Raw genomic sequence first — 24301 nt, 5'->3', positions numbered from 1 at the left:
AAATAGAGATTTAGGAATTATCAAAAGACAAAGAAAACCAAGAATGAAATTGATTATTGCTCCTTTTCCAGATAAAGGGAAAAATTTGGACAATTTTTTCTATGAAAACCCCTTGACACATTGCTTTTCACCTTAACTTCTAACCAATGTGATTAGAGTCAATTTCCCATCGCAATTCTTCTTCTTGAAGAGGTAAAAAATTGGGGCGATCGCCGTAAACTTTATTGGTAGAGCAAAAGATAAAAACGGCTTGGGGGCAATATTTACGGGTACTTTCTAATAAGGTTAGTGTACCATTGGCGTTGACGGTAAAATCAGTATGGGGATCATTTACCGCCCAATCGTGGGAAGGTTGTGCTGCCGTGTGGATAATTAGGCTTATATCGCTACTATATTTCTCAAAGATAGGTTCGATCGAGCTTTTGTCTCGAATATCCACGTCAAAATGCGTGTAGTTTTTTTTGTAATCACTGAGTAGATAATTTTTCTGACCTTCAGTGGAAGCATCTTCCCCGAAGAAAAATTGACGCATATTATCGTCAATGCCTAACACATCAAAACCTAACCCTGCAAAGTATTTTACCGATTCTGAACCGATTAACCCCGCTGAACCAGTTATTAATACAATTTTACTCATAATTTAATTTGTTTGATTAAACTTTACTAATTACTTCTATTGGTGAAATTTTACTACTAACAATAAACAAGAATATTTATAATAGGACTTTTTCAAAAAAACGTAAAATATTTTGACATAAGATTATGATTAATAAAATTAAGGAGCTAATCGTTGAATTTTCCACTCAGATTCACCTTGTAGCCGAGAATAAACAAACCTGTCATGAAGTCTATTTTCTCTACCTTGCCAAAACTCAAAACTTGAAGGTATAACTCGATAACCGCCCCAAGAAGAAGGTAATGGAATTTCTTTATTATGAAATTTTTGTTTAATTTCCTCAAACTTTAGTTCCAATATTGTCCTTGAAGTAACAATACTACTTTGTTGTGAACACCATGCTCCAATTTGACTACCCCTAGGACGAGTGATAAAATATTTTAAAGATTCACCTTGAGAAATTTTGACGGCATTTCCTCTTATTTGTATTTGACGTTGTAAGCCAATCCAGAAAAATAACAAACATACTTGACTATTTTCTTCAATATGACGAGCTTTTTTACTTTCATAATTGGTGAAAAAAACAAATCCTTCACTATCAAAATATTTTAAAAGTACAATTCTTTGTATAGGTTCACCCGTATTTGAAACCGTTGCTAAACTCATGGCATTTGGTTCTGGTAAGTTTGCATTACAGGCTTGTTGAAACCACAATTCAAATTGTTGATAAGGATCTACATTGAGTTGTTCTCGTCTTAAACCATTGAGAGTATATTCTTCCCTAAAATTAGCAAGATCCATTTTGTTTTTATTTATTTAATATTTTTATCTTTCAATGAGTACACAAATTCAAAAATTACACTTATTCCAATTATCAGATTGTCCAATGTATTAAGTTAAATTGATATTTTCCTAATCAAAATTAATAGTACTTTTTATTTTACATTAACTTCTCATAGAGCATCCGTAGCTTTCGTCATGAGTTTAATACCCTCAAACTGAGATCTTTGCATCAGATCAAAAATAATTGGATAAGCAAAAGTTAAAAAATCAACTTTAATCCCTTTACCCTTTACACCACCGAAATTTTATACCGAATTTAGGTTTTCTTGGATTCAGTATGAGTAGTTAACATTGGTAAAATATAACCATCAACAGAAGTAATTAGAAGTTATCAAAGTGATATAATTGCTTAGTCTAAAGAATAAAACAGAAATTAATTTCTGGCAAATATAAAGATAAAATGCTCAATCCTAATTTAGAAGCCATAGAACTTAATAAAGATGAGTATGAACGCTATGCTAGACATATAATTTTGCCTGAAGTCGGCTTAGAAGGGCAAAAACGTATTAAAGCAGCGAGTGTACTCTGCATCGGGACAGGGGGATTAGGTTCACCTCTGATTCTCTATTTAGCCGCCTCTGGTATCGGTAGAATTGGTATTGTGGACTTTGATATAGTTGATACTTCCAACTTACAACGACAAATTATTCACGGTACATCTTGGGTAGGTAAACCAAAAATTGAATCTGCCAAATACCGAATTTTAGAGATAAATCCCTCTTGCCAAGTGGATTTATACGAAACTCGGTTAAGTTCAGAAAACGCCCTAGACATCATTGCACCTTATGATATAGTCATTGATGGTACAGATAATTTCCCTACTCGTTATCTAGTGAATGATGCTTGTGTATTGTCCAATAAACCTAATGTTTACGGCTCGATATTCCGTTTTGAAGGACAAGCAACGGTTTTTAACTATGAAGGTGGCCCGAATTATCGTGACTTATATCCAGAACCACCACCACCGGGAATGGTACCTTCTTGTGCTGAAGGAGGAGTTTTAGGAGTACTTCCGGGCATCATTGGCACAATCCAAGCCACCGAAACCATTAAAATTATTTTAGGGGCAAAAAATACCTTAAGTGGACGTTTGTTGTTATTTAACGCATGGGAAATGAAATTCCGTGAATTAAAATTACGTCCTAATCCTATACGTCCTATCATTGAAAAATTAGTTGATTATGAGCAATTTTGCGGTATTCCCCAAGCACAAGCCCAAGCAGCTAAAAGTGAAAGTGAATTGCAGGAAATGACTGTAACTGAACTTAAAACCCTTTTAGATAGTGATGCTGATGACTATATTTTAATTGACGTGCGTAACCCTAACGAATATCAAATAGCCAAAATTCCTGACTCTGTATTGATTCCTTTACCAGATATTGAAGACGGTGACGGAGTTGCAAAAGTTAAAGAATTATTACAAGGAAAATCACGGTTGATCGCTCATTGTAAACTAGGTGGACGTTCGGCAAAAGCCTTACAAATTCTAAAACAATCAGGAATCGAAGGCATTAACGTTAAAGGTGGTATTGCCGCTTGGAGTAAAGAAGTAGATTCTTCTGTGCCAGAATACTAAACTATTGACAATTAACGGTGGACAATTATTTTTTAACTTTTTAAACATTAAAATAAATTGCCCATGGTTAATTGTTGATTTTTCTTTTTTGATTATTTATTTAGATGGGATATATTGAGATATAGTTTTTACGCAAATTTCTCTTATGAAAAGCATTTTTAAATTAACAACCTTTATTTTGGTTACCCCTTCTCTATTTACGTTTATTTTTCCCCATAGTGTAAAAGCTAATAATCAATTTGATGTTTGTCTTCAAGAATTAACCTCCTCTGGAGTGGAAGTGAAACAAGCACAAACTGGTTGTGCAGATGCTTTAGTACCTAGGGAATTATCCACTTGTGTTCGTAATATTAGTACTAATACGGATATTAAAGCCATTGATGCCCTTAAAAGTTGTTATCAAGTAAGACGACCTTTAGATATGGGTAATTGTGTGGTAAATATTAATCGTAATAGTATTTTAATTCCAGCCCCCTCAGCTAAAATTGAGAAAAAAGAAACGGAAGCTATGGCTGAATCTCCCATAAATCAATTTGCTACTGAAGATGGAGAAAATAATTTAACCGCTAAAGTCTCTCCCGTCATGATGGCATTAAATACTTGTCAAGCTAGTCTTTTACCTACTAGACATTCTGAATGTGTGATCGCTTTATCTCGTACTCCTGAAGTAAAAGATCCCATTCAAGCGATGGAAACCTGTTTAAGTGCGGAGGATTTTCCTAGAGATTTATTTCCTTCTTATCAGCAATAATTCCATAAGTGAACAGTTAATAATTAATTACTTTAACTTTTTAATTATTAATTGTTCATTATTGACTATTCTTCGTCCCAGTCTTCCACTACAATTATGTCACTGACGGGATCTTGCATGGAAAAGCCAAAGGCTAACAATTCTGATTTAAGAAATTTCCATTCATCCCCAAATAATAAGGCAATTTTACCGATGTTATCGTTAGGTAAAATAATTTGAGAATTTACAAGAGAAGATACTTTTTGTTGCAATTTCACCATAGGATGAAGTAGTTGCTTATGAACCATAAACTTTTTTTTAGATTACTGATACTGTGATATTTACTGTTGATTAATTATTTGGTTAAGTCTTCACGAGAAAAGAGGTTCTTTCTCTGATTTTTCAATAAGCCTCGTGATCAACGCTTTATTTTCAACACTAACTATAAGCAAATTTGAGTAGAAAATTAGTGCTCAAGATTTAGTATATCACATCAAAATATATTTTGGCAAGATTTTTTTTAGTTTGGTTCACCGAAGATAATAAGAGAGAGTCCTAAATTTTTAATTACTTGTGTAGTAACATCACTAACAGCTAATCCTCCAGCAGTACGACGACGTATAGATCGTAAAATAACTAAATCAAAGTCATATTTATTGGCGGTATGAATAATTGCTTGAGCAGGATCGGGATAACGGAGTATTTTAATGGTAGTGGGAATTTTTGCGGCTATTTCTTTAACAGCAAGATTAACTGTAGATTCAAAAATATCTATTTGCTTTCGGGTAATTTTGCGTTCATGAACATGAAGTAATGTTAGACTTCCTTGATTACTTTGGGCGAAAATAGAAGCGAAGTAAATGGTATTAAGGGTTTTTTGATCTAAATTTTTAATGGGAACTAATATTTTACGGATATTAAGGGGATCTTCTAATAATTTTACTACGGCTACGGGACAATGAGATGACCAAAATACGTTGTCAATTAAATTTCCAAATAAACGAGCTTGAATAGTGACATTAGGACTCCATCCCATAACGATAAGATTAGCTTGATTTTCTTTTGCACTACGAGTAATGGCTTCGGTGAGATCATCGTCAATGCGAATAATGGGTTGAACGGATACTTGAAATTCCTGACTATAACGCAAAGCTCTTGCCACTAATTTGTTACTATTAGCTAAGGCAATTTTTAACTCTGGTTCATCCATGTGAACATGAGCTTTGGCAACGGATAAAGGCATGACTAATCCTGATTCGTGACGAGCTAAGATTGAGCCAATTTCCATGAGAGATTTTTCTGTATTAGGATTGGAGACAGGGACAATAATTTTGTAAGGTATATTTATCTGGTGATCTTTGGATTCATCGTCAAAAAATTCTGAAGAATCCATTAAGCTAATATCAATTTTAGGTTGAAATAAATTCCGTGCAAATTTACCCGTTAAAATTGGTCCCGCTACGGAGGTTATTAACATCATCACGATAACAGCATTAAATACCGATTCCGATAATAAACCAACGTTAACTCCTGCTAAAGTTGCGGCTAAAGTTGCGGCTACTTGAGGTAAGGATAATGACCACATGGTGAAGCATTGATCCCAACTGTATTTATAAATAAGTTTAGGAATTAAGGCGGCGATAAATTTAGCAATAAATAAACTACCTACAATGGCGGTAGTTAAGAGAAAATCTTGGCTCAAAGTGGTCATAAAACTAGATACTTGAAGAAGAAGACCAATGGAAACGAAAAAACAAGGTATAAATAAAGTACTACCAACAAATTCGATTTTTTCTTTAACTGGCCCTTTTCCTACCACATCATTAACGGCTAAACCTGCTAAGAATGCACCAACAATTTTATCAACATTAATAAATTGAGCGCCAACGGAAGCAAGAAAAACTGCTAATAAAACAAATAAAAATTGATTACTTTCTTCATCTCCTGTGCGTCGAAAATACTCTTTTCCTGCTCTGTCGAAACCATATAAAACAATAGCACAATAAATTCCTAAACTGGCTAATTGAATAATTAAAGTGCTTAAGGTAAATTCTCCCCCATGAATAGAGATACAAACAGCTAACACTAATAATGCCGCTATATCAGTAAAGATAGTTGCTCCAATGGTAATCACAATAGCTTCATTGGTTACTACTCCTAAACGATTAACAATGGGATAACCTAAAAGAGTGTGAGATGCTAATAAAGAACCTAATAAAATGGAAGCATTGACACCCATATTAAAAGCTAAACCGACTAATGTACCTATAATTAAGGGCACAATAAAGGTACAAAAACCAAAGGTTAAAGAGCGATTTTTACTCTTGCGAAAATCCTCCAAATCAATTTCTAAACCTGCGACAAACATCAAATAAATTTTTCCAATATCCGCTAACAGTTTCATCGATTCGTTTTCGTGATCTAATAATCCTAAACCTTCACCACCAAAAACAACTCCCGCTACTAATAAACCAACTAATCCGGGTAATTTTATTTTTTCAAAAATTGGAGGAATAGTTACAATTATAAGTAAAAGAATAGTAAAAGTTACAATAGGACTTTTAGGAATTGTTAAAAAAAATTGTTCCATATATTTAGTAGAATTTACTTTAATGTTTTTATATAATATCTTAATTTTAAATAAGTTTTTTTATGTAATCGACAATGCAATTATTAAGAGATTATAAGTAATATTTTTTATAGTTAATAATTTAGCAGGTAATTGTCTTTTTTCTGTTGAAATCTCCAAGTTATTGGAAAATCGCTAAATATTTTAGGAAGTTAAAGTTTAAATAATTTTTTATTTTTCATAGCTATAACCAAAGTTTTCGGAAATTTTAAGCATTATTTTACAACAAATCTATTTTACACAGATTCATGAATATAAATTCTTTTTTATTATTTTTATAAGTATGATAAATATCAACAATATTTTGATTTATCTTTCATGATTATTAAATTTATATATAGACAAATAATATACTTTATATCTTTTACTATTTGACTTCAAAGTATTTAATTACTTTTCTAAAATTAATTTAAAGTATTTAATAATAACAATAGATAAAATATTGTATTGATCTTCAAATTATGATATTATAGGTTATGTTAATTAAATAAATTATTACTCTTAAAAAATTTCTTAACTATGACCGTTAGACTAGATAAAGTATCCAAAATTTATAATTAAGTTCCTGCAGTTAATGATTTATCTTTTGATCTTAAAAAAGTAGAAATTTTCGGTTTATTAGTGCCTAATAGTGTAAGAAAAATCACTACTATTAAAATATTAATTACTATTTACTACATGAAAAAAAAAATAAAATTTATGTGCGATCGCATCGGAATTATTGATAAAGAAAAATTGATTGAATTAGTGACATTATCAGAGTTTAGACACAAATATGAGGAAGGAATTTTAGTCAAACAAATGGGAGAGGGTTTTAAGTATGATTTCCCATCCATAGAAGAAGCGAATAACTATATCAACGGCATTGAGGACAAAACTGGTATGATGATAAAACCGTCAAATTTAGAAGATATTTTAGTGAAATTAACTGGTCATCAGCTATAATACTATTTACAATGTTAAGCCTAACGACAAATAAATAGATGAAAACAAAAAAAAGTAAGAATCGAGTATCTATATCTACTGTAGCTTTAATTATTGCTGGAATAGCAGGAGCTACAATTTTAACTCCCAAGCTAGTCACTCTTTTAGGAGATGTGGTTATTTCTCCCACCGTAGAAAAGACAGAATATCGACTTGATGCACCTTCGGAGGTTTTACCCTTAGCAGATATTCCTCCAAAACAGCGTCAAACAGCTTTAGAAGCTATCGCTGGGGTTGAGAAACCATCTTTAGACAGAAGTAGAGCAAGATTTTTATTAGCATCGGATATATTAAGAAGTGATTTTGACGGTGCAAAAGCGTTAGATTTTTTAAAAAAATTAGAGAAAGAATACCCAGTTTTAACCCCTTATATATTATTAAGAAGAGGAAGGGCTTACGAGTTAACAAATGACACGGAAAAAGCTCAAGAAATTTGGCAACAATTAGTCACAGAATTTCCCACTGAATTAGTAGCAGCAGAAGCCTATTATAAACTTGGTAATTATGAACCTAACTATTGGCAAGAAGCCATCAATAGGTTTCCTCAATATCCTCGTACCCATGAAATTGCTCGTAAATTATTAGAAAAAAACCCTAAACAAAAAAACTTATTATTGTTATTGGCAACCTATGATTTATCACCACAAACAAAACCAATTTTAGATAGATTAGTAAAAGAATTTAGTAAAGAATTACAACCATCAGAATGGGAAATTATCGCTAATAATTATTGGCAAAATGGCAATTATTTACAAGCATCTAAAGCCTATGAAAAAGCTACATCTACCCCTGAAAATTTATATCGTATTGCTAGAGGTTATCAAGTCTCAAATAAAAAAACCGAGGCAAAAAGTTTTTATCTTAAATTAGTCAATCAATTTCCTGATGCACCCGACACTGGTTTAGCATTAAGAAGACTGGCTAGTTTAAATCAAGGGGATGAAGCTATATCTTATCTAAATAAAGTAGATAAACGATTCCCTAAAGAAGCGCCTAAAGCCTTAAGCCAAAAAGCCACTATCTTAACGTTATTAGGTAGATTTCCCGAAGCAACTCAAGTCAGAAATCAACTTTTGCAACAATTTCCTAACTCTGATGAGGCTGGGGATTATCGTTGGCAAGTAGCACAAGAATTTGCCAGAAGTAATAATCTTGTTTCTGCGTGGCAATGGGCGCAACAAATCAGCGTCAATAATCCTGATAGTGATGTCGCACCAAAAGCAGGTTTCTGGGTTGGTAAATGGGCAGAAAAATTAGGGCAAAAAGAAGAATCGGCGAAGGCTTTTCAATTTGTTTTACAAAAATATCCCCACTTGTATTATGCTTGGAGATCTGCTGTAAGATTAGGCAAAGATGTGGGGGATTTTACCACCATTCGCAGTTTACCATTAAAAGTAGTAACTCCTCAAACTAGACCAATTCCTCCTGCTGGTTCTAATATGTTTAAAGAGTTGTTTTTAATAGGAGAAAATCAGGAAGCTATTGACTTATTTAGAGGTGAAATAGGCAATAAACAAGAAATAACAGTATCAGAGCAATTTATTCAAGGATTAATAAAACAAATTCAAGGGGAAAATTTACAAGGAATTAATACTATTTGGGAATTAAAAAATCGTCGAGATAATACTGAAGATTATCAAGAATGGCAAATATTAAGAAATAGCCCTGAATATTGGCATGGTTTATTCCCTTTTCATTATGAAGATTTAATCGTAAAATGGTCAACAGAAAGAAAATTAAATCCGTTTTTAGTGGTGTCTTTAATTCGTCAAGAATCAAGATTTGAGAAAGAAATTAAATCTCCTGTCGGCGCTACGGGATTGATGCAAATTATGCCAGACACGGGGAAATGGATTGCACCACAAATAAAACTAGAAAAATATTCTCTCATTGATCCTAATGATAATATTAAAATGGGTACATGGTATTTGAATCATACTCATGAAACTTATAATGGCAATTCCTTACTTGCTGTAGCTAGTTATAATGCTGGTCCAGGTAATGTGGCTAATTGGTTAAAACGTTATCCTCTTGATGATTTTGACGAGTTTGTGGAAAATATCCCTTTCCCAGAAACAAAAGGTTATATTGAGTCAGTTTTTGCTAATTACTGGAATTATGTAGAATTATATGAGCCTCAAATTCAAGAAAAGATAAAGTAATCTAAATAATAATAAAAAAGATAATTTTCAGTAAATAAAATAAATAAATACTAAAAAAAATTTATTCTTTGTTTATGTTTAATTATCTATTATTAATAAATATCAGGTGAAAAAGTGGCTAAAAATTGTGAAGAAATTACTATTGGTGAATCCTTATCAAAAAATCAACAATTAGGTTTAGAATTAGTATCTAAATTCAGTGGTGGTAGAGATGTAGTTTTTGCCGTAGATTTAACCGAAAGTGTTAGTCTTGATGATGAAGGAAAAGTCAGGTTAAAACAAATAGTACAAGATAGTTTAACCAAAGGTGATCGAGTTTATATTGTACCCTTTTCCTCTCAGGTTAACCCCACTAATCCAGACATTAACCCCATTAGTTTATCAAATTTGATTATCTTTACCAATTCCAAAGAAGATATAGATAACATTATCGAGCAAATTCCCTTTACTGCGAATATAAACGAGAAAAACACCGATATTCAACAAGCAGAGCATTTTATTTACCGTAATTTAGCCAAAATTAACCAAAATCGTCTTTGTAGTAATCAACCGATTAAAACTCAATCCGTAGTGTGGTTAACGGATGCACCTTTAAAAACCGAAGCAGGTATAACTTCAGATGTATGGGTAGAAACTCCTGCTAATAGCCCTTATCGTAATTCTACATCACAGGAAAGTATTGATCGAGCTAACTGGTTAAATCATCTCCCCATCAACTTGCGTAGTAAGAATATTGACAATTATCAACTCAGCGTTGCAGATATTAAACCTACTGTACAAGAATTTTGCACTCCTGCCCCTGGGGGTAAAGAAACTTGTCTAGTTAACTCTTATATAACAAGTCAATTATGGCTACCTACTACTCTTTTATTCTTCATAATAATTAGCTTATTGGGTGGTGGAATTATAGCAATTAAATATTATTTGAGTTTACAAGAAACATGGAAATTAGAGGTTGAATTACCTAATGAAGAAGATAAACAAATTCTTAATTTAAAAAATAAAGAAAGTCTATCTATTGGGGAAGACATAGAATGTAACGGAGGAGAAATTAGAGGTTATTTAAAAAGAGAAGGAAACAAAGTTTTTATTGAGCCTACAAAAATTTTACCTATTATTTATAGAGGTAGAGAATTAACACAAAAACAGATAATTGAGGGTAACATTATTAGACTTAATTGCCCTTATAATGATAGAGATTTTGACATTAAAATTATTGTATCTAAGGGTTAATTATTAAATAATAAATTGAGGTTTATATAAGAATCCTTTTTGAGTCATAAGAAAAAAATTAATTAATTTCTCATTAGAGTTAGAGGATCAAAAATTCTCACTAATGATTTAGATTACTGTATATAAATTATATAATTAACGAAAAAATGATGAATTTCAGACAAGTAAAAAATCTGCCACAATCTACATTAAAAGAGATATGCAATCGATGGTTAATCAAAGAATTAGCTCTATTTGGTTCAATTTTAACAGATAAGTTTAATGATAGTAGTGATATTGATATTTTAGTAACATTTGATGATAGCGCGATGTGGAGTCTTTTTGATATTGTGAGGCTAAAAAACGAGCTAAAAAATATGTTTAATAAAGAGGTTGATTTAGTGGAAAAATCTGCACTTTCTAATCCTTTTATTCGTTATGAAATTTTGAAAAATAACTATATTCTTTATGAATCAAATTAACAAAAATTATGCCTTTCTTTGGGATATGTCTCAATCTTGTCAAAGAATACTCTTATTTATAAAAAATACTTTATGGGAAGACTATCAAAATGATATTTTATTGCAAAGTGGCATCGAGGGACAATTAGAAATTTTAGGAGAAGCGGCAAGAAGAATATCTCCTGATTTTCAACAACAAAATCCTCAAATTCCTTGGAGTGATATTATTGGACAAAGAAATATTATCGCCCATCAATATGAAAAAATAAATCAGAAAAGAATCTGGCAAGTTATTACTGTTGATATACCTCATCTTGTCATAGAATTAGAAAAATTAATGCCACCTTTACCTCCAGAATATTAAAATTTTCTTTAAATGTGGGGAGAAGTCATAACAAAATACCAAATAATCTAAAAAAATCTCAATTTTTGCATAAATTCCCCATTTTCTACTGATAATTAATTAGTAGCCCCATTATTTTATAATCATCATGCCCAACAATAACCCTACAGAAACAAAAACCCTCAATATTAAACGTACCATTTGTATTGGCTTAGGTGGTACTGGTAGAGATATTTTAATGCAAATTCGCCGTTTAATCGTCGATCGCTATGGTAAACTAAGGGAGTTACCCGTTGTCAGTTTCGTGCATATAGACACCGATAAAGGCGCATCTCAAGTTAGTGGTTTAAAAACTGGTGATACCTATCACGGCGAAAATATCTTATTTAAACCAGCCGAAACCCTTACAGCTACCATGAATAAGCAAGAAATTGACGATTTGAGTAAGGGATTAGAAAGAAGAAGCGAATATGAAAGAGAATCACCCTATGATCATATCTGTTCATGGTTTCCCAAGCAAATATTAAAGGATGTTAAATCTATTGAAAACGGTGCTGGCGCAATTCGCCCTGTCGGCAGACTAGCTTTTTTTCATAATTACAGTAAAATTCAAGAAGCCATTAGAACTGCTGATAACGCAACAATAGGACACTCTCAAAAATTACTGACTAAAAATATTGTCGTTGAATCTGGTACTAATATTATAATTGTAGGTTCGCTATGTGGTGGGACAGGAAGCGGTACGTTTATCGACATGGCTTATAGTTTGAGAGAGTTGTATGGCTATGAAATTGATAGCGAAATCACTGCATATTTAATTATCGCTCCCGAATTATACGGCAATACTCCTAGTGTGAAAGCCAATACTTATGCTGCTTTAAAAGAATTAAATTATTATACTGCTCAAGGCACAACATTTAATGCCAATTATGATCCAGTCAATTTATTTTCTGTCAGGGAAAATCGCCCTCCTTTTGACTTTGTTTATTTAGTAGGAAATCGCAGCAATAGCGGACATAAAATAGTAAAAAAAGACAAATTATCTCAAGTAATTGCTCATAAAATATTTGCTGATTTTGCAGAAGAAATTTCTGTTAATATTAAAGGCCATAGAGATAATGTTAAAAAATATTTTAGCGTTTATGATGAACATCCTCGCCCTAACGCTCAAAGATACATGACTTTTGGCTTATCAAAAATTTATTTTCCTCGTGATTTAACGATTGCTATCTGTTTAAATAAATTAAAAATAAAGTTAATTAACTTCTGGTTATATGGAGAAGGGCAAAGTCCAGATTCAGGAGAATTATTAGATAAATTTCTTTTAAATTGGCAATCAAAAAATGAAGATATTAAAAATATTTTTCAAGCTAAATTAGAAGCTATTACCCTAGAAAATGACAAGACATTTAAACAAGTATTAAAAAATTGGCAAAATAAAATTCAAGGAGAAATTGATAATTGTCAAAAACCAGAGGATAGACAAAGATTTATCCAGAAAATGCCTAGTCAATTAAAAAGTCAATTCAAAAAAGTGCAACTAGGGGAAACGGAAAATATTAGAGGTACATGGTTAACCCAATTACAGAAAAATAGCCAAAAATTAGAAAAACAATTTAGTCAAGATATTATTGATTATTTAGCTAATTTACTCGAACCATCTAACCCTTATTTTGCCCTTGATAATAGTCGAGGTTGGCTAGAAGCATTATTAACTAAATTAAATGAATATGTAAGAGAATTAGAAGAAGAAAAGCAGAAAGCTGATATTTATATTACCCTAGATAATGTTCTCAAAAAATGGGACGAATCCTGCCAAATATGTGAAGATAAAGAAAAAGAAAAAAAAGGTTTTTTTGGTAAATCTAATAAAACTAAAAATACAGATTTTAAAAATGAAATAAGTTCTAGTATTGAAGATATTAATACATTAATAAAACGAAACTTTAATTTAACTTTAAGAGATGAAAGTTTGAAAATTGCAACTAATTTAAGACAGTTAGTACAACAATTAAAAACTCAAACCAGTAATTTTTATAATCTTTTACAAGATTTAGAAGGTTTTTATAATCGTAAAGGAGAAGATTTAAGTCAAATTGATGATGACGAAATTAATGGTGAGGCAATATTTGAAGCTGATGATAATGATCAATATTATCAAGTTTTATTACCTGATCAAGAAAGAAGAAATTTGTTGGTAGAAGTGAGTCATAAAATTAATGAAACTGCGACACTTCCTCCTTCTTTACTATACTTTTTTACCGCAGAAAGAATTATTGAACAAAAAGAATTAAGTCAAACTATTGATACTAATATTGAAGCTAAATTCGGCGATAAAAGTTTTGATTTAACGGAGTCAGTAGTTAGTCGTTTTATCCAAAAATATCCTTTTTCTGACGGGCAAACTCGCCTTAAACAAATTATTGATGAAGCAGATGTTTTATTACCTTTAAATAGTAATGCACCTTATTTTGTTAATGATGCTGACAAGAGTAAACAAATTATTGGTTTCAAACAGACTGATGACAGAGAAAATAAACAATTTCGAGATTTAATTACTGAAAATATTGGCATTAATTCTGATGTAATAATATCATTACAAACTAAAAATGAAATTGTAATTATTAAAGAATTTGGTGGTTTTCCCCTTAGAATTGTTAACGGATTAAGGGAATTAAGAGAACAATATGATCGACAAAAAAAGCTCTATGATGGTTATAATCTACATAATGATTCTCAGATTTTTTTCCTTGATATTATCCCTCCAGAAGGGCGAGATATGGAATTATTGCAGGATAATTTTTATACTTGTTTAGCCTTCGGAAAAATTCAAAAAATTAGTGATAGTAATAACTATTATTTAGAGTTAGAAGATGAGTTAAGAAGCAAAACTTACGAGATAGAAATTAGTGGAATTTGGGAAGAAGCCTTAGAAAGTATTACTCAAAATGAAACCATTAAAAAATATTTAGCTAATATGGTAAAAAATATTGAAGAAGAATTAAAAGAAAAGCCTTATTTATTCCAAGAAAGTTATTATCCTAATCTAATTAACTTTGTTGATGAATTGGAAAAATTAACTGAATATGACATTAATTATAATCAGAAAAAACTGGTTTTAGGAGAAAGAGCAGATCGAACTTCTTTGGGTAAAGATGGTATTTTAAAAAGAATATATGATCGATTTGTTAAGATTATCAATGATACACAACAAGGCGAAAATGTCAACGAAAAATCTTCATTATCAGGAGGAAAAATTAATGGTAAACAGAAACAATTAACAGCACAAAAAAACAAAAATAATGATAATACTAATCAAATGACAGAAGAAGTTGATCGAGAATTTTATGAGAAATGGAAAAATATAACTCCATTAGAATTATTAGAAATGAAAAAAGAAGGTATTTTAAGCACAGAGGAGGTAAATAAAATCAAAAAATATATCTTGGGTTTATAATTATTAAGAATTAGAAGATAGAATTAAACTTATGAGGTAATAAAATCATTATTTTATAAGTTTTTCTATCATTATATTACCTCAATAACTAAAGCCAGTTTTCTAAATCAAAATTCCAAACTTATTTCATTCTTATAAAGTCTTTATCTGCCGAAACAATAATTAAATTATTAATAATAGCAGTAGAACCAATCCAAAGATCATTTTCCCCTATTCCTAAATTAGAAATTTTAGTTTTTCTGCGTTTATTTTTATCTTTAGGGGCAAAATAGTTCATTATTTTTCCCTTTAGTTTTGCATAAGTTTTATTGACTTTGCTATCAATATTATAAACAGGTATATCTTTTAAAAATTCTTCAACAATAGCTAAATTTTCTACTATTCTTTGAGAGTTTTCAGCCATATACATTAACTCAGCTTCTGTCACTACAGAAATTGCAATTTTTTCCGTGCTAATTTCCTCTATTTTATTAATAATTTTTAACTCACCAAAAATTAAATTACTACAATGATTTGTGTCTAATAAATACATGATTAAAATTTTGCCATACCACGAGAATCATAAACCATTTCCAAACATTCATAAAAATCATCTCCTACCCATTTTCCTGCATGACGTAAAATAGATTTTCCCGAACCTTGACGATCGGCAGTGTCGAATTAGACTTATTAGCATTCGATTCTTTTTTCATTTTTTCGACTAAAATCAATATTTCATTTAATTCAGCCTCAGACATTAATTCTATTTCTTGTAACAGTATTTGTTTTGTCTTCATAATATTTAATTTAATTGAAATAAATTTATTATATCATATAAATATATCAAGATAAAGTATTTTTACTCAAACATAAAATTATGCTAGAAACATTCAAAATTTTTCCGTTATGGTTAACTATAATAACAGTAGTTTTCGTTATTTTACCCACTATTTTATCAGGTTTAACTAGGCGTATTTTATATCTGCATTTACAAGATTTAGAAAAGAAAACAAGAAGATTAGTTAACGGTGATAATCAAGGGATACAACCTAGATTTATTAACCTGTTACAACAAAAATTTGCTAAGGCAAGTCAACAGATAGAAAACGTTAATACCATCGCATTAATTGATGGAGTTTATCATCAGGAAACTATTAATTTTCTCAATGTAAATATTCGTTGTGAAGAAGCGGAATCTATCACTAAAACTATCCCTAATTTATTGTTAGCTTTTGGTTTATTAGGCACATTTTTAGGCATCACATTAAACTTAAATAGTATCAGTCAAATTATTAATCAGGGGGGTGCTGATATTGCTGATTTAACAAGTAAATTACAAAGCCCTTTACAAAGTATGGGTATTGCTTTTATTACCAGTTTAATCGGTTTATTCTGTTCTTCTATTTTAACGGTAATTAATCTAAAATTTAATATCAATTTAGAGAAAAATTCCTTACTTAATAACTTAGAAGATTATCTCGATAATATTTATAAACCATTAGTAGAAGGTGACACCAGATTAGATAAAGCCGTCAATAAAATGGTGGATAAACAGACAGAATTTTTAGAGAGATTTCATGAAAAAGTCGGGCAAGTTTTAGAGCGAACTTTTAAACAAGCCGCCGATAAAATTGCGGATGAAAATGAAAAATCAGTAAGATTAGTTACTCAAATTTGTAATACTTTATGGGAAGTTTCTAGTACTTTAAATACTGGAGCAAATACTTTTCAATTATCTATGGATAAATTAGCTAATCAAGTAAAAAATCTTGATAATATTGTAGTGAAATTAGATAAAAATATCAATAATTTTGAGAATAGTTCCCAACTTATTTTAAAAGCATCTAATAAAATAGAAGCTAGTAAGTTTAGCGAAAATTTAGAGAAAATTACTAATAATTTAGCTCAAACTCAAGAGGCGTTTACAGCATCAACAAAAGAGTTAACAAAGGGAGTTATTATCTTTAATAAAGATAGTAAAAAAGCCACTGATTTAGCATTAAATATTTATGAGGAGTTGAAAAAAGCTAGTGAAAGTTTAGAGGAAAGTTCAGTTTTATTTGCTGATTCAGCTACTACCATTAAGGAAAGTCAATTTAGTGAAAAACTGATGGTGGCGACGAATAATTTAATGACTATTCAGCAACCCTTTTTAGACATGATTAATATTCTTAATCAAGCAATTCAACCTCTCGAAAATAACATTAAAACCTTTGATGCTTCTGTTAATAAAATGGTAGAAGTTACTCCTAATTATGAGCAGTTTAAATACTCCATCGAAATATTAGAAGAAAGTGCTGTTATTTTTGGTCAATCCGCTATGATGATTAAAGACAGTAAATTTGATGAAAATTTGGTTAATACCGCCTCTAATTTAGCTACAATTCAACAACAATTTTTACAAATAGTTAATAGTTTAAGTGGCGTAATTCAACCCATTGAAAATAATCTTAAAACCTTAGATTTATCTATTGATAAAATGGTGAAAGTTACTCCCGATTATCAACAGTTTAAAAGCGCGATTGAACTCTTAGATAAAAGTGCTAATATTTTTATAAACTCCGCAATAGCGATTAAGGAAACAAAATTTAATGAAGGTTTAGCCCAAACAACGACAAATTTAGCAAAAATTCAACAATTATTTTTACAAACAATTAAAAGTTTAAATGAAGTAGTAAAACCTATTAATACTAATGTGCAAATGTTAGACATTTCTACCAATAAAATGACACAGTTAGCCCAAAATGTTAATCACATTGAATCTAATATTAACACCATTAACGATCGATATTTAGAAATGACTAATACCAGTCGAGATATTTTATTAAAACTGGGAGAAAATACCGTTAAAAATAATGAACGATATTCAGAAATGACTAATATCAGTCGAGATATTTTGTTAAAATTAGGAGAAAGTACTGTTAAAAATACTAATAGTTATTCGGAATTATTCAAAAGTTTAGAAAAAATTAATAAAGAGTTAGAGGAAAGATTAAAATTATTAGAAAAAAATGAAAAAGTGATATTAATTTTCTTACAAAAAATAGCAGAAAATGTTGATAGAAAAGATAATCGAGGTAATAAAGAAAAATCAGATATTTTTTTGGACTTTGAGACAATATTTAATGAAGATTTCCCTAATTTATTTAATAAGTAATTTATGATTAATTTTTTTATTAAAATGTTTGTATAATATCTTCTAAATAATCTTTTAATTCTCTTTTACTCATAGATAAACTACCTCATTTAAAATATATGTACTAAGGTGAGGTTTTCAATAATCTTTCATCACTAAATCTACTTTCTTGCCTAATTTTTTACTTAATAAATGTTCTAATTCACAGTATGTAACTAGCCCAAATCTTGCTTCTGATTTAAACTTAATCAGTATATCACTATTTTCTATTTCTTCTCCTCTAATATAAGAGCCAAATAAGCCTAATTCTTCTATATTATATTCCTCTTGAATGTCTAATTTTATCGCTGTTATTTGTTTTTTTAGAATAGTTAATTTATCCTCTGTAACATTATTCATGTTAAAATACTCTTCTAAAATTGTATAAATATTTATAATTAATCACTATATTAAAATCCTATCATAAAAAAATGAGAAATGTTCGATCAAACCGGAGAAATACCAGTGATAATCAAGATTTAGATGTCTTTCCTTCCTTCACCGATTTGATGTCTAATGCTTTTATGATTATGAGTTTTTTATTATTATTAGCTTTGTTTCAATCTTTAGAATTAAATCGTAGATTACAGTCAGCTACTCCCATTGTTATTGATGAAAAATCAGGTAACTTTAAGTTTAAATCAGGTAGTGCAGAATTAACAACAGATTTTCAAAAATATATCAATAATAGTATTATTCCCCAAATAAAAGCAATTATTAAAGAGAGAAATATAGACTTTATTCAAGTAATTGGACATACAGATGGACAAGTGTTAGGGTTAAGTGGTAACTTAGATCAAAACTTAGAAAAAGTAGCTAAAAATCAATTTAAAGTAACTCAATTAAAAGCTGGTTCAAATGCAGATTTAGCCTTGATGAGAGCCTTAGCAGTGGTGCAAGAATTACAAAAAAAAGAAGAATTTAAAAACATTAAATTTAGGGCATATTCTGGTGCCCAATTATACCTACCATCAGGAGAATTAGCGACTTTCAATCGTCAAGCTGATGAGACAAGAAGACGCATCGAAATTCGTTTTATTCCTCCGGGTAAAAATCAATAAAAATCTAATTTATATGATAATCATACTAAAAGCCATCTATCGGACTCGAACCGATGACCTACTGATTACAAATCAGTTGCTCTACCAACTGAGCTAAGATGGCATAAATTTAAACAGTGTTTTTAGATATTGTTTTATCTTTTTATTTACTGCAACGACTATTATAACTGATTTTGTCGGAAATTTGTCAAGAAAAATGAAAATTCTTTTCTTAATAGATTTATTGTGAGCCAATTTTAAAAGTGTCTGATGACTCAACCCAAAAAAAAGTCCGTAAAAGTATAATCATAAAATAAAGTTTATTATCTTCATAAAATTATGGGAAAAGAGCATTTTAATCAAAGTCATAGCAATGCTTGGGTTATTCAAACATGGTTATCTTTTATAATCTCCATCAGTGCCACTTCTTTGGGAATAATTTATTTACCAGTGGATATTTGGATTAAAGGTTATATGGGTATGGGATTAATTTTTTCTGTGGGCTCAACGGTTAGTTTAACAAAAACCCAGAGAGATATTCATGAATCGAGTAGAATGATTGCCAAAATAGAAGAGGCTAAGGTAGAGAGAATTTTAGCAGAACATAACCAAATTAATTAATAATTGTTAATTAGTTATCAAAGTTTTGTTTTTCTAGTTCAATTTCTGGGTTATTTTCTAAGGCAGGATAAGTTATTAAAGTCTGTTGTAAACCAAATAGGGATTTTAGTTTTAACCATGCCCAATTTTGCCACCAACCTACGATACCATTAGGTAAAATTGTTACGACAATTAAGAATAACGCACCTTGAAAAAATAGCCAAATTTCGGGGAATTGTTCACTTAAAAAACTTTGTCCTAATCTTACTAATAATGTGCCAATAATTGCACCTAACAATGTACCTCTACCGCCTACGGCTACCCAAATAACCATTTCGATAGAAAAAGCTACTTCCATGATACTAGGGGTAATAATGGCTGTTTGTACTGAATATAAAGCTCCTGCAATTCCTGCGATCGCACCAGAGATACTAAATACTAAAACTTTAAACCAAGTTGGATCATAACCTGAAAATCGAACTCTATTTTCATCATCTCGAATGGCTATTAATAACCTTCCAAATCTACCGCTAGTAAGCCAACGACAAAGGAGATAAGTTAAGACTAAGAATACAATAGTACATTGATAGAAAACTAATTGACCTTTTGCTGAACTTGTGACAATACCGAAAATTGCTTCAGTGTCAAATTTTAAACCATTTGTACCATTAATTAATTTTTGTTGCCCATTGAAAAAGTTAAAAAAGACAATTAATGCGGCTTGAGTCAAAATCGAAAAATACACACCTTTGATGCGATTACGAAAAACTAAATAACCTAATAAACCAGCCACAATAGCAGGAATCAGAAAAATAGCGATAACAGTGAAGGGAAAAGAATGAAAAGGTTTCCAAAATAAGGGTAATTCAGTCACACCATAAAGAGTGAAAAAATCTGGTAATTGCCCTTGTGGTATTTGTAGTTTTAAGTGCATGGCAAAAGCATAACCTCCTAAAGCGAAGAAAATTCCATGGCCTAAACTTAATAATCCAGTATAACCCCAAATTAAATCAATACCTAATGCCACCATGGCTAAAGCTAAAAATCTACCAAATAACTGTAATCGAAATGGACTAATAACAAAGGGTAAAATTATGGAAAAAAGGATTATTACGGCGATAATAGAACCAATTTCTATCCATAATCTTTGTTTTTTATCTTGCCGTGATTGAGAAAGGGTGCTATTTACCATCTTGTTTTAGTTGTTAATGAGTAAAATTCGCAATTTGACTTCCACTTATTATCGAAATAATAGTTTTCATTTTTAGTAAGTATTGATACATTTTTTTTGAAATAAACCTGAAAGAAAAATTTTTTTCCTGAAATTATGACAATGACGGCAATTTGGCTATGATAAGTAATTGATTTTTAGTGTTGAGAGGTTTTAATGGTTGAATATTTAGTGTTTTTGACAATTTCAGCTAGTCTTTATGCTTTATTCGCTTTAGGCTTAAATTTACAATGGGGATTTACAGGATTAATTAATTTTGGTCATGTAGCCTTTATGACTATCGGAGCTTATACAACTGTTTTATTAACAGAAAAAGGAATCCCTTTATTTTTAGCCATGATTATTGGCGGTTTTGGTGCGGCATTTTTAGGTTTATTAATTGGATTAACTTCTTTAAAATTACGAGAAGATTATTTAGCTATCGTCACCATCGGATTTTCTGAATTAATACGTTTGATCGTACAAAATGAACAATGGTTAACCAAAGGAAATTTTGGCATACAAGGTTATCAGTTACCTTTTGGTAATTTTCAACCCAATCCCCTAGGTAAAATGATGATGATTTTTCTATTAACTTTATTAGGGATTTTTGTTGTTTGGCAATTGGGGCGAAATCTTAAACAACAATTACGATTACAAAAACAAATTACTGGAAAAAGTTATCAACCTTCTAGCATTTTAAATATCTATATTTCTACAAGTTTTGCTTTAATTTTAGTTTTATTAGTATATATTAATGGAGTTATTTCTTTATCTAATTATACTTATAAAGCTGGTTTAATGTTATTAATTTTATTTGCTTTAGCTATCGTTTATTACGGTTTAGATTTAATTATTCATTCTCCTTGGGGGAGAGTATTAAAATCCATTAGAGAGGATGAAGAAATCCCTAAAGCCCTAGGTAAAAATGTCTTTTGGTATAAGTTACAATCTTTTATGTTAGGAGGAGCGATCGCAGGTGTTGCAGGGGCTTTTTATACTTGGCAATTAACAACAATTTATCCCACCAGTTTTGAACCTTTATTAACTTTTAATGCTTGGATTATAGTAGTTTTAGGCGGTTCTGGAAATAATGCAGGAGTAATATTAGGAGCAATTATATTTTGGGGTTATGACTCTTTAACAAGATTTATTTTTAGTAATTCAGAATTAATAAACGACTCTCAATTAGGAGCATTAAGAATAATGATTATTGGTTTAATTTTAATGATTTTAATGATTTCACGCCCTCAAGGTATTTTAGGGAAAAAAGAAGAACTTTCTTTAAATAATTAACAACTTTACTTATGACTTAATACAATGAATATCCCTAACTCAATAACTATTTCAAGAATTTTTTTAGTAATTCCAATCATATATTTATTATATCAACCAGAAAAATATTTTCAGTGGATAGCTTTTGGGATTTTTCTCTTTGCGGCAGCTACAGATTGGTTAGACGGTTATTTAGCTAGAAAATTAAATCAAATTACTGAATTAGGGAAATTTTTAGATCCTTTAACGGATAAAATTTTAGTAATTGCACCTTTTTTAGTATTAATTGAACGTCAACAAATACCAGCGTGGGCAGTATTAATTATTATTGTTAGAGAAATCATAATTTCAGGATGGAGAGTGAATCCGAACTTAGTAAAACAAGATAATATTAGTGGTGCAAATATGTGGGGAAAATTAAAAACAGTTATGCAAATTATAGCCATTAGTTTTTTAATTATGCCTTTATCTGGTTTGTGGCAATCCATCGGATTAATTTTTTTCTGGTTAGCATTAATCTTAACAATTATTTCTGGAGTAATTTACCTTATTCCAAATTCTACATCTTCAATTTTAGAAACAGAAAAATAGAAAAAAAGGAAAAGTAAACATACAATAGAGATCTTCAATAATTTTTTAAATAATAGATTCTGATTAAGAATATGTGAATTTAAGTTATATTTTCCCTGATTATTCCCTAACAATTATAATTTATGGAAAAGTCTAATAAATTTTGCTTACTAACTTTTTACGAAGAGTTAATTAAGTTAAAATTTCTGTTTAAAGTGTTATTTTTAAAATCAGTAATTATAATTATCAAAAATTAAATATATAAATTAAGGAGTTAAAAAAATGGGTTTATTTGATCGTTTTTCTGAATCTCAAGATATGGGTATAGATTTAGGTACAGCTAATACCTTGATTTATATTCCGGGTAAAGATATTGTTTTAGATGAGCCTTCAGTTATTGCCATAGATGATGATAAAAATGAAGCCTTAGCCGTCGGTAAAGAAGCACAAAAAATGTTAGGGCGTACTCCTAAAAATGTCAGAACAATACGCCCCTTAAAAGACGGAGTTATAACCGATGTTAAAGAAACGGAAATGATGCTTCGGGAATTTATCAAAAAAGCAAGAGGAAATAATAATTTAACTCGCTCTCGCATTATTATAGGTGTACCTAGTGGCATTACTTCCGTGGAAAGAAAAGCCGTAGAAGAAGCTATGGAAACATCAGGGGCAATAGATAATATAGAATTTATTGATGAGCCTCTAGCCGCAGCCATTGGTGCAGGATTGCCCGTTGATGAGCCTGTAGGTAACATGATTGTTGATATAGGAGGGGGGACAACGGAAGTTGCTGTGTTAAGTCTTCAAGGTATTGTTTTAAGCGATTCGGTGAGAATAGCGGGGGATGAAGTCAGTGATGCGATTAAACGTTACTTAAAACGAACTTATAATCTGATTGTAGGAGAGAGAACAGCAGAAGATGTTAAAATGAAAATTGGTTCAGCTTATCCTACCGATAATGATCAAGAAGTCATGGAAATTAGAGGCTTAAATATTGTTTCTGGTTTACCCAAAACTATTAGTATCACTGTAGAAGAAATCAGGGATTGTATCGCCGATACTGTAGAATCCATTGTTGATGCTATAAAAAAAATTCTCGAACAAACTCCCCCCGAACTAGCAGGAGATATTATTGATAGAGGGATTACACTAGCAGGAGGGGGAGCATTACTTAGAGGTTTAGATAGTTTAATCGCTAATGAAACAGGAATTATTACTCACATTGCACCTAATCCTCTTAAATGTGTTGTCTATGGTACGGGTAAAGTATTAGAAGAGTATGAACGTTTGGGTAGAGCGAGTCGTCGAAAAAGATAGGAGTTAGGAGATAGGAGATAGGAGTTAGTAATGTACCCCTTTGCCCTTTGCCCTTGTAACTTTGCTTTACCTTAACGAGTCAATGGGGTGCAAAACTGATAATTAACTATCTTGTAATGTGA

General features: G+C 30.6%; 22 protein-coding genes and 1 tRNA gene. 14 read left to right on the top strand and 9 right to left on the bottom strand.

The genetic code is table 11. The features are described from left to right. Window positions 1–139 precede the first annotated feature (139 nt). Window positions 140–637 (bottom strand): NAD-dependent epimerase/dehydratase family protein, encoded by a 498-nt coding sequence (locus tag ACEW8E_RS12450; protein ID WP_373480667.1) that lies wholly within the window; start codon window positions 635–637, stop codon window positions 140–142. 138 nt (window positions 638–775) lie between these two features. Continuing rightward, entirely contained in the window at window positions 776–1417 is a 642-nt protein-coding gene (gene pdxH / locus ACEW8E_RS12445; RefSeq protein ID WP_373480666.1) for a pyridoxamine 5'-phosphate oxidase, read from the bottom strand. A 442-nt stretch (window positions 1418–1859) separates the two neighbouring features. Between pdxH and moeB the strand changes: the two genes are divergently transcribed. Both moeB and ACEW8E_RS12435 read left to right on the top strand, forming a co-directional pair. Beyond that, window positions 1860–3035, top strand: a complete 1176-nt coding sequence (moeB, locus tag ACEW8E_RS12440) for a molybdopterin-synthase adenylyltransferase MoeB (protein ID WP_373480665.1) — start codon at window positions 1860–1862, stop codon at window positions 3033–3035. 145 nt (window positions 3036–3180) lie between these two features. Further along, on the top strand, window positions 3181–3786 hold the full coding sequence (locus ACEW8E_RS12435) for a hypothetical protein (RefSeq protein WP_373480664.1): 606 nt from the start codon (window positions 3181–3183) through the stop codon (window positions 3784–3786). A 65-nt stretch (window positions 3787–3851) separates the two neighbouring features. On the opposite strand, the gene ACEW8E_RS12430 is transcribed toward ACEW8E_RS12435, so the two are convergent. Together ACEW8E_RS12430 and ACEW8E_RS12425 are read right to left on the bottom strand one after the other, a co-directional pair. Next, window positions 3852–4073: a DUF4327 family protein gene (locus ACEW8E_RS12430; protein WP_373480663.1), complete on the bottom strand. Its 222-nt coding sequence runs from the start codon at window positions 4071–4073 to the stop codon at window positions 3852–3854. Window positions 4074–4285: 212 nt separating this feature from the next. Further along, entirely contained in the window at window positions 4286–6355 is a 2070-nt protein-coding gene (locus ACEW8E_RS12425; RefSeq protein WP_373480662.1) for a cation:proton antiporter, read from the bottom strand. Window positions 6356–7072: 717 nt separating this feature from the next. Here ACEW8E_RS12425 and ACEW8E_RS12420 point away from each other — a divergent pair. From ACEW8E_RS12420 to ACEW8E_RS12395, 6 genes are all read left to right on the top strand, one after another. Further along, complete coding sequence (locus ACEW8E_RS12420; protein WP_373480661.1) at window positions 7073–7339, top strand: hypothetical protein; 267 nt, start codon at window positions 7073–7075, stop codon at window positions 7337–7339. A gap of 38 nt (window positions 7340–7377) precedes the next feature. Further along, window positions 7378–9540, top strand: coding sequence for a transglycosylase SLT domain-containing protein (locus ACEW8E_RS12415; protein WP_373480660.1), 2163 nt, complete (start codon window positions 7378–7380; stop codon window positions 9538–9540). Window positions 9541–9654: 114 nt separating this feature from the next. Continuing rightward, a complete protein-coding gene (locus ACEW8E_RS12410) occupies window positions 9655–10773 on the top strand; it encodes a vWA domain-containing protein (protein ID WP_373480659.1) in 1119 nt (372 codons plus the stop codon). Window positions 10774–10919: 146 nt separating this feature from the next. Next, window positions 10920–11234, top strand: coding sequence for a nucleotidyltransferase family protein (locus tag ACEW8E_RS12405; RefSeq protein WP_373480658.1), 315 nt, complete (start codon window positions 10920–10922; stop codon window positions 11232–11234). Continuing rightward, on the top strand, window positions 11221–11577 hold the full coding sequence (locus ACEW8E_RS12400; protein WP_373480657.1) for a DUF86 domain-containing protein: 357 nt from the start codon (window positions 11221–11223) through the stop codon (window positions 11575–11577). The genes ACEW8E_RS12405 and ACEW8E_RS12400 overlap by 14 nt, the downstream gene beginning before the upstream one ends. A gap of 127 nt (window positions 11578–11704) precedes the next feature. Continuing rightward, entirely contained in the window at window positions 11705–15013 is a 3309-nt protein-coding gene (locus ACEW8E_RS12395; RefSeq protein ID WP_373480656.1) for a tubulin-like doman-containing protein, read from the top strand. 121 nt (window positions 15014–15134) lie between these two features. Here the strand turns inward: ACEW8E_RS12395 and ACEW8E_RS12390 are convergent, their stop codons facing one another. Continuing rightward, window positions 15135–15545, bottom strand: a complete 411-nt coding sequence (locus ACEW8E_RS12390) for a type II toxin-antitoxin system VapC family toxin (RefSeq protein WP_373480655.1) — start codon at window positions 15543–15545, stop codon at window positions 15135–15137. A gap of 64 nt (window positions 15546–15609) precedes the next feature. After that, a complete protein-coding gene (locus tag ACEW8E_RS12385; RefSeq protein WP_373480654.1) occupies window positions 15610–15789 on the bottom strand; it encodes a hypothetical protein in 180 nt (59 codons plus the stop codon). An 80-nt stretch (window positions 15790–15869) separates the two neighbouring features. Between ACEW8E_RS12385 and ACEW8E_RS12380 the strand changes: the two genes are divergently transcribed. Further along, window positions 15870–18149 (top strand): MotA/TolQ/ExbB proton channel family protein, encoded by a 2280-nt coding sequence (locus ACEW8E_RS12380; RefSeq protein ID WP_373480653.1) that lies wholly within the window; start codon window positions 15870–15872, stop codon window positions 18147–18149. Window positions 18150–18266: 117 nt separating this feature from the next. On the opposite strand, the gene ACEW8E_RS12375 is transcribed toward ACEW8E_RS12380, so the two are convergent. Next, entirely contained in the window at window positions 18267–18527 is a 261-nt protein-coding gene (locus ACEW8E_RS12375) for a nucleotidyltransferase family protein (RefSeq protein WP_373480652.1), read from the bottom strand. Window positions 18528–18598: 71 nt separating this feature from the next. On the opposite strand from ACEW8E_RS12375, the gene ACEW8E_RS12370 reads away from it, so the two are divergent. Continuing rightward, window positions 18599–19228 carry a hypothetical protein gene (locus ACEW8E_RS12370; protein ID WP_373480651.1) on the top strand — a complete coding sequence of 210 codons (630 nt, stop codon included), beginning with the start codon at window positions 18599–18601 and terminating at the stop codon, window positions 19226–19228. A 30-nt stretch (window positions 19229–19258) separates the two neighbouring features. Here ACEW8E_RS12370 and ACEW8E_RS12365 read toward each other — a convergent pair. Beyond that, a tRNA-Thr gene (locus ACEW8E_RS12365) sits at window positions 19259–19331 on the bottom strand. A 215-nt stretch (window positions 19332–19546) separates the two neighbouring features. Between ACEW8E_RS12365 and ACEW8E_RS12360 the strand changes: the two genes are divergently transcribed. After that, window positions 19547–19828, top strand: coding sequence for a YiaA/YiaB family inner membrane protein (locus ACEW8E_RS12360; RefSeq protein WP_373480650.1), 282 nt, complete (start codon window positions 19547–19549; stop codon window positions 19826–19828). A 10-nt stretch (window positions 19829–19838) separates the two neighbouring features. Here ACEW8E_RS12360 and urtC read toward each other — a convergent pair whose 3' ends face one another. Further along, entirely contained in the window at window positions 19839–20999 is a 1161-nt protein-coding gene (gene urtC / locus ACEW8E_RS12355) for an urea ABC transporter permease subunit UrtC (protein ID WP_373480649.1), read from the bottom strand. 195 nt (window positions 21000–21194) lie between these two features. Here urtC and ACEW8E_RS12350 point away from each other — a divergent pair, with 195 nt between their 5' ends. The 3 genes from ACEW8E_RS12350 to ACEW8E_RS12340 all read left to right on the top strand — a co-directional run bounded on the left by ACEW8E_RS12350 (window position 21195) and on the right by ACEW8E_RS12340 (window position 24179). After that, window positions 21195–22313, top strand: coding sequence for a branched-chain amino acid ABC transporter permease (locus tag ACEW8E_RS12350; protein ID WP_373480648.1), 1119 nt, complete (start codon window positions 21195–21197; stop codon window positions 22311–22313). Between the two features lie 24 nt (window positions 22314–22337). Continuing rightward, window positions 22338–22883 carry a CDP-diacylglycerol--glycerol-3-phosphate 3-phosphatidyltransferase gene (gene pgsA / locus ACEW8E_RS12345; RefSeq protein ID WP_373480647.1) on the top strand — a complete coding sequence of 182 codons (546 nt, stop codon included), beginning with the start codon at window positions 22338–22340 and terminating at the stop codon, window positions 22881–22883. 261 nt (window positions 22884–23144) lie between these two features. Beyond that, window positions 23145–24179, top strand: a complete 1035-nt coding sequence (locus ACEW8E_RS12340; RefSeq protein WP_373480646.1) for a rod shape-determining protein — start codon at window positions 23145–23147, stop codon at window positions 24177–24179. Window positions 24180–24301 lie beyond the last annotated feature (122 nt).

The organism is Geminocystis sp., from assembly GCF_041753295.1.
GTDB lineage: Bacteria > Cyanobacteriota > Cyanobacteriia > Cyanobacteriales > Cyanobacteriaceae > Geminocystis.
Note: the sequence above shows the minus strand (reverse complement) of the source record. Positions and strands in the feature narration are given on the sequence as shown.

What these genes read in the sequence shown, in the direction of transcription:
- ACEW8E_RS12420 (WP_373480661.1), top strand. Translation starts at nt 7,073, where the DNA reads ATGAAAAAAAAAATAAAATTTATGTGCGATCGCATCGGAATTATTGAT.
- ACEW8E_RS12430 (WP_373480663.1), bottom strand. Translation starts at nt 4,073, where the DNA reads ATGGTTCATAAGCAACTACTTCATCCTATGGTGAAATTGCAACAAAAA.
- ACEW8E_RS12450 (WP_373480667.1), bottom strand. Translation starts at nt 637, where the DNA reads ATGAGTAAAATTGTATTAATAACTGGTTCAGCGGGGTTAATCGGTTCA.
- ACEW8E_RS12375 (WP_373480652.1), bottom strand. Translation starts at nt 18,527, where the DNA reads ATGAATAATGTTACAGAGGATAAATTAACTATTCTAAAAAAACAAATA.
- ACEW8E_RS12350 (WP_373480648.1), top strand. Translation starts at nt 21,195, where the DNA reads ATGGTTGAATATTTAGTGTTTTTGACAATTTCAGCTAGTCTTTATGCT.
- ACEW8E_RS12435 (WP_373480664.1), top strand. Translation starts at nt 3,181, where the DNA reads ATGAAAAGCATTTTTAAATTAACAACCTTTATTTTGGTTACCCCTTCT.
- ACEW8E_RS12405 (WP_373480658.1), top strand. Translation starts at nt 10,920, where the DNA reads ATGATGAATTTCAGACAAGTAAAAAATCTGCCACAATCTACATTAAAA.
- ACEW8E_RS12415 (WP_373480660.1), top strand. Translation starts at nt 7,378, where the DNA reads ATGAAAACAAAAAAAAGTAAGAATCGAGTATCTATATCTACTGTAGCT.
- ACEW8E_RS12400 (WP_373480657.1), top strand. Translation starts at nt 11,221, where the DNA reads ATGAATCAAATTAACAAAAATTATGCCTTTCTTTGGGATATGTCTCAA.
- ACEW8E_RS12340 (WP_373480646.1), top strand. Translation starts at nt 23,145, where the DNA reads ATGGGTTTATTTGATCGTTTTTCTGAATCTCAAGATATGGGTATAGAT.
- ACEW8E_RS12370 (WP_373480651.1), top strand. Translation starts at nt 18,599, where the DNA reads ATGAGAAATGTTCGATCAAACCGGAGAAATACCAGTGATAATCAAGAT.
- pgsA (WP_373480647.1), top strand. Translation starts at nt 22,338, where the DNA reads ATGAATATCCCTAACTCAATAACTATTTCAAGAATTTTTTTAGTAATT.
- ACEW8E_RS12425 (WP_373480662.1), bottom strand. Translation starts at nt 6,355, where the DNA reads ATGGAACAATTTTTTTTAACAATTCCTAAAAGTCCTATTGTAACTTTT.
- moeB (WP_373480665.1), top strand. Translation starts at nt 1,860, where the DNA reads ATGCTCAATCCTAATTTAGAAGCCATAGAACTTAATAAAGATGAGTAT.
- ACEW8E_RS12360 (WP_373480650.1), top strand. Translation starts at nt 19,547, where the DNA reads ATGGGAAAAGAGCATTTTAATCAAAGTCATAGCAATGCTTGGGTTATT.
- ACEW8E_RS12380 (WP_373480653.1), top strand. Translation starts at nt 15,870, where the DNA reads ATGCTAGAAACATTCAAAATTTTTCCGTTATGGTTAACTATAATAACA.
- ACEW8E_RS12395 (WP_373480656.1), top strand. Translation starts at nt 11,705, where the DNA reads ATGCCCAACAATAACCCTACAGAAACAAAAACCCTCAATATTAAACGT.
- ACEW8E_RS12385 (WP_373480654.1), bottom strand. Translation starts at nt 15,789, where the DNA reads ATGAAGACAAAACAAATACTGTTACAAGAAATAGAATTAATGTCTGAG.
- ACEW8E_RS12390 (WP_373480655.1), bottom strand. Translation starts at nt 15,545, where the DNA reads ATGTATTTATTAGACACAAATCATTGTAGTAATTTAATTTTTGGTGAG.
- urtC (WP_373480649.1), bottom strand. Translation starts at nt 20,999, where the DNA reads ATGGTAAATAGCACCCTTTCTCAATCACGGCAAGATAAAAAACAAAGA.
- pdxH (WP_373480666.1), bottom strand. Translation starts at nt 1,417, where the DNA reads ATGGATCTTGCTAATTTTAGGGAAGAATATACTCTCAATGGTTTAAGA.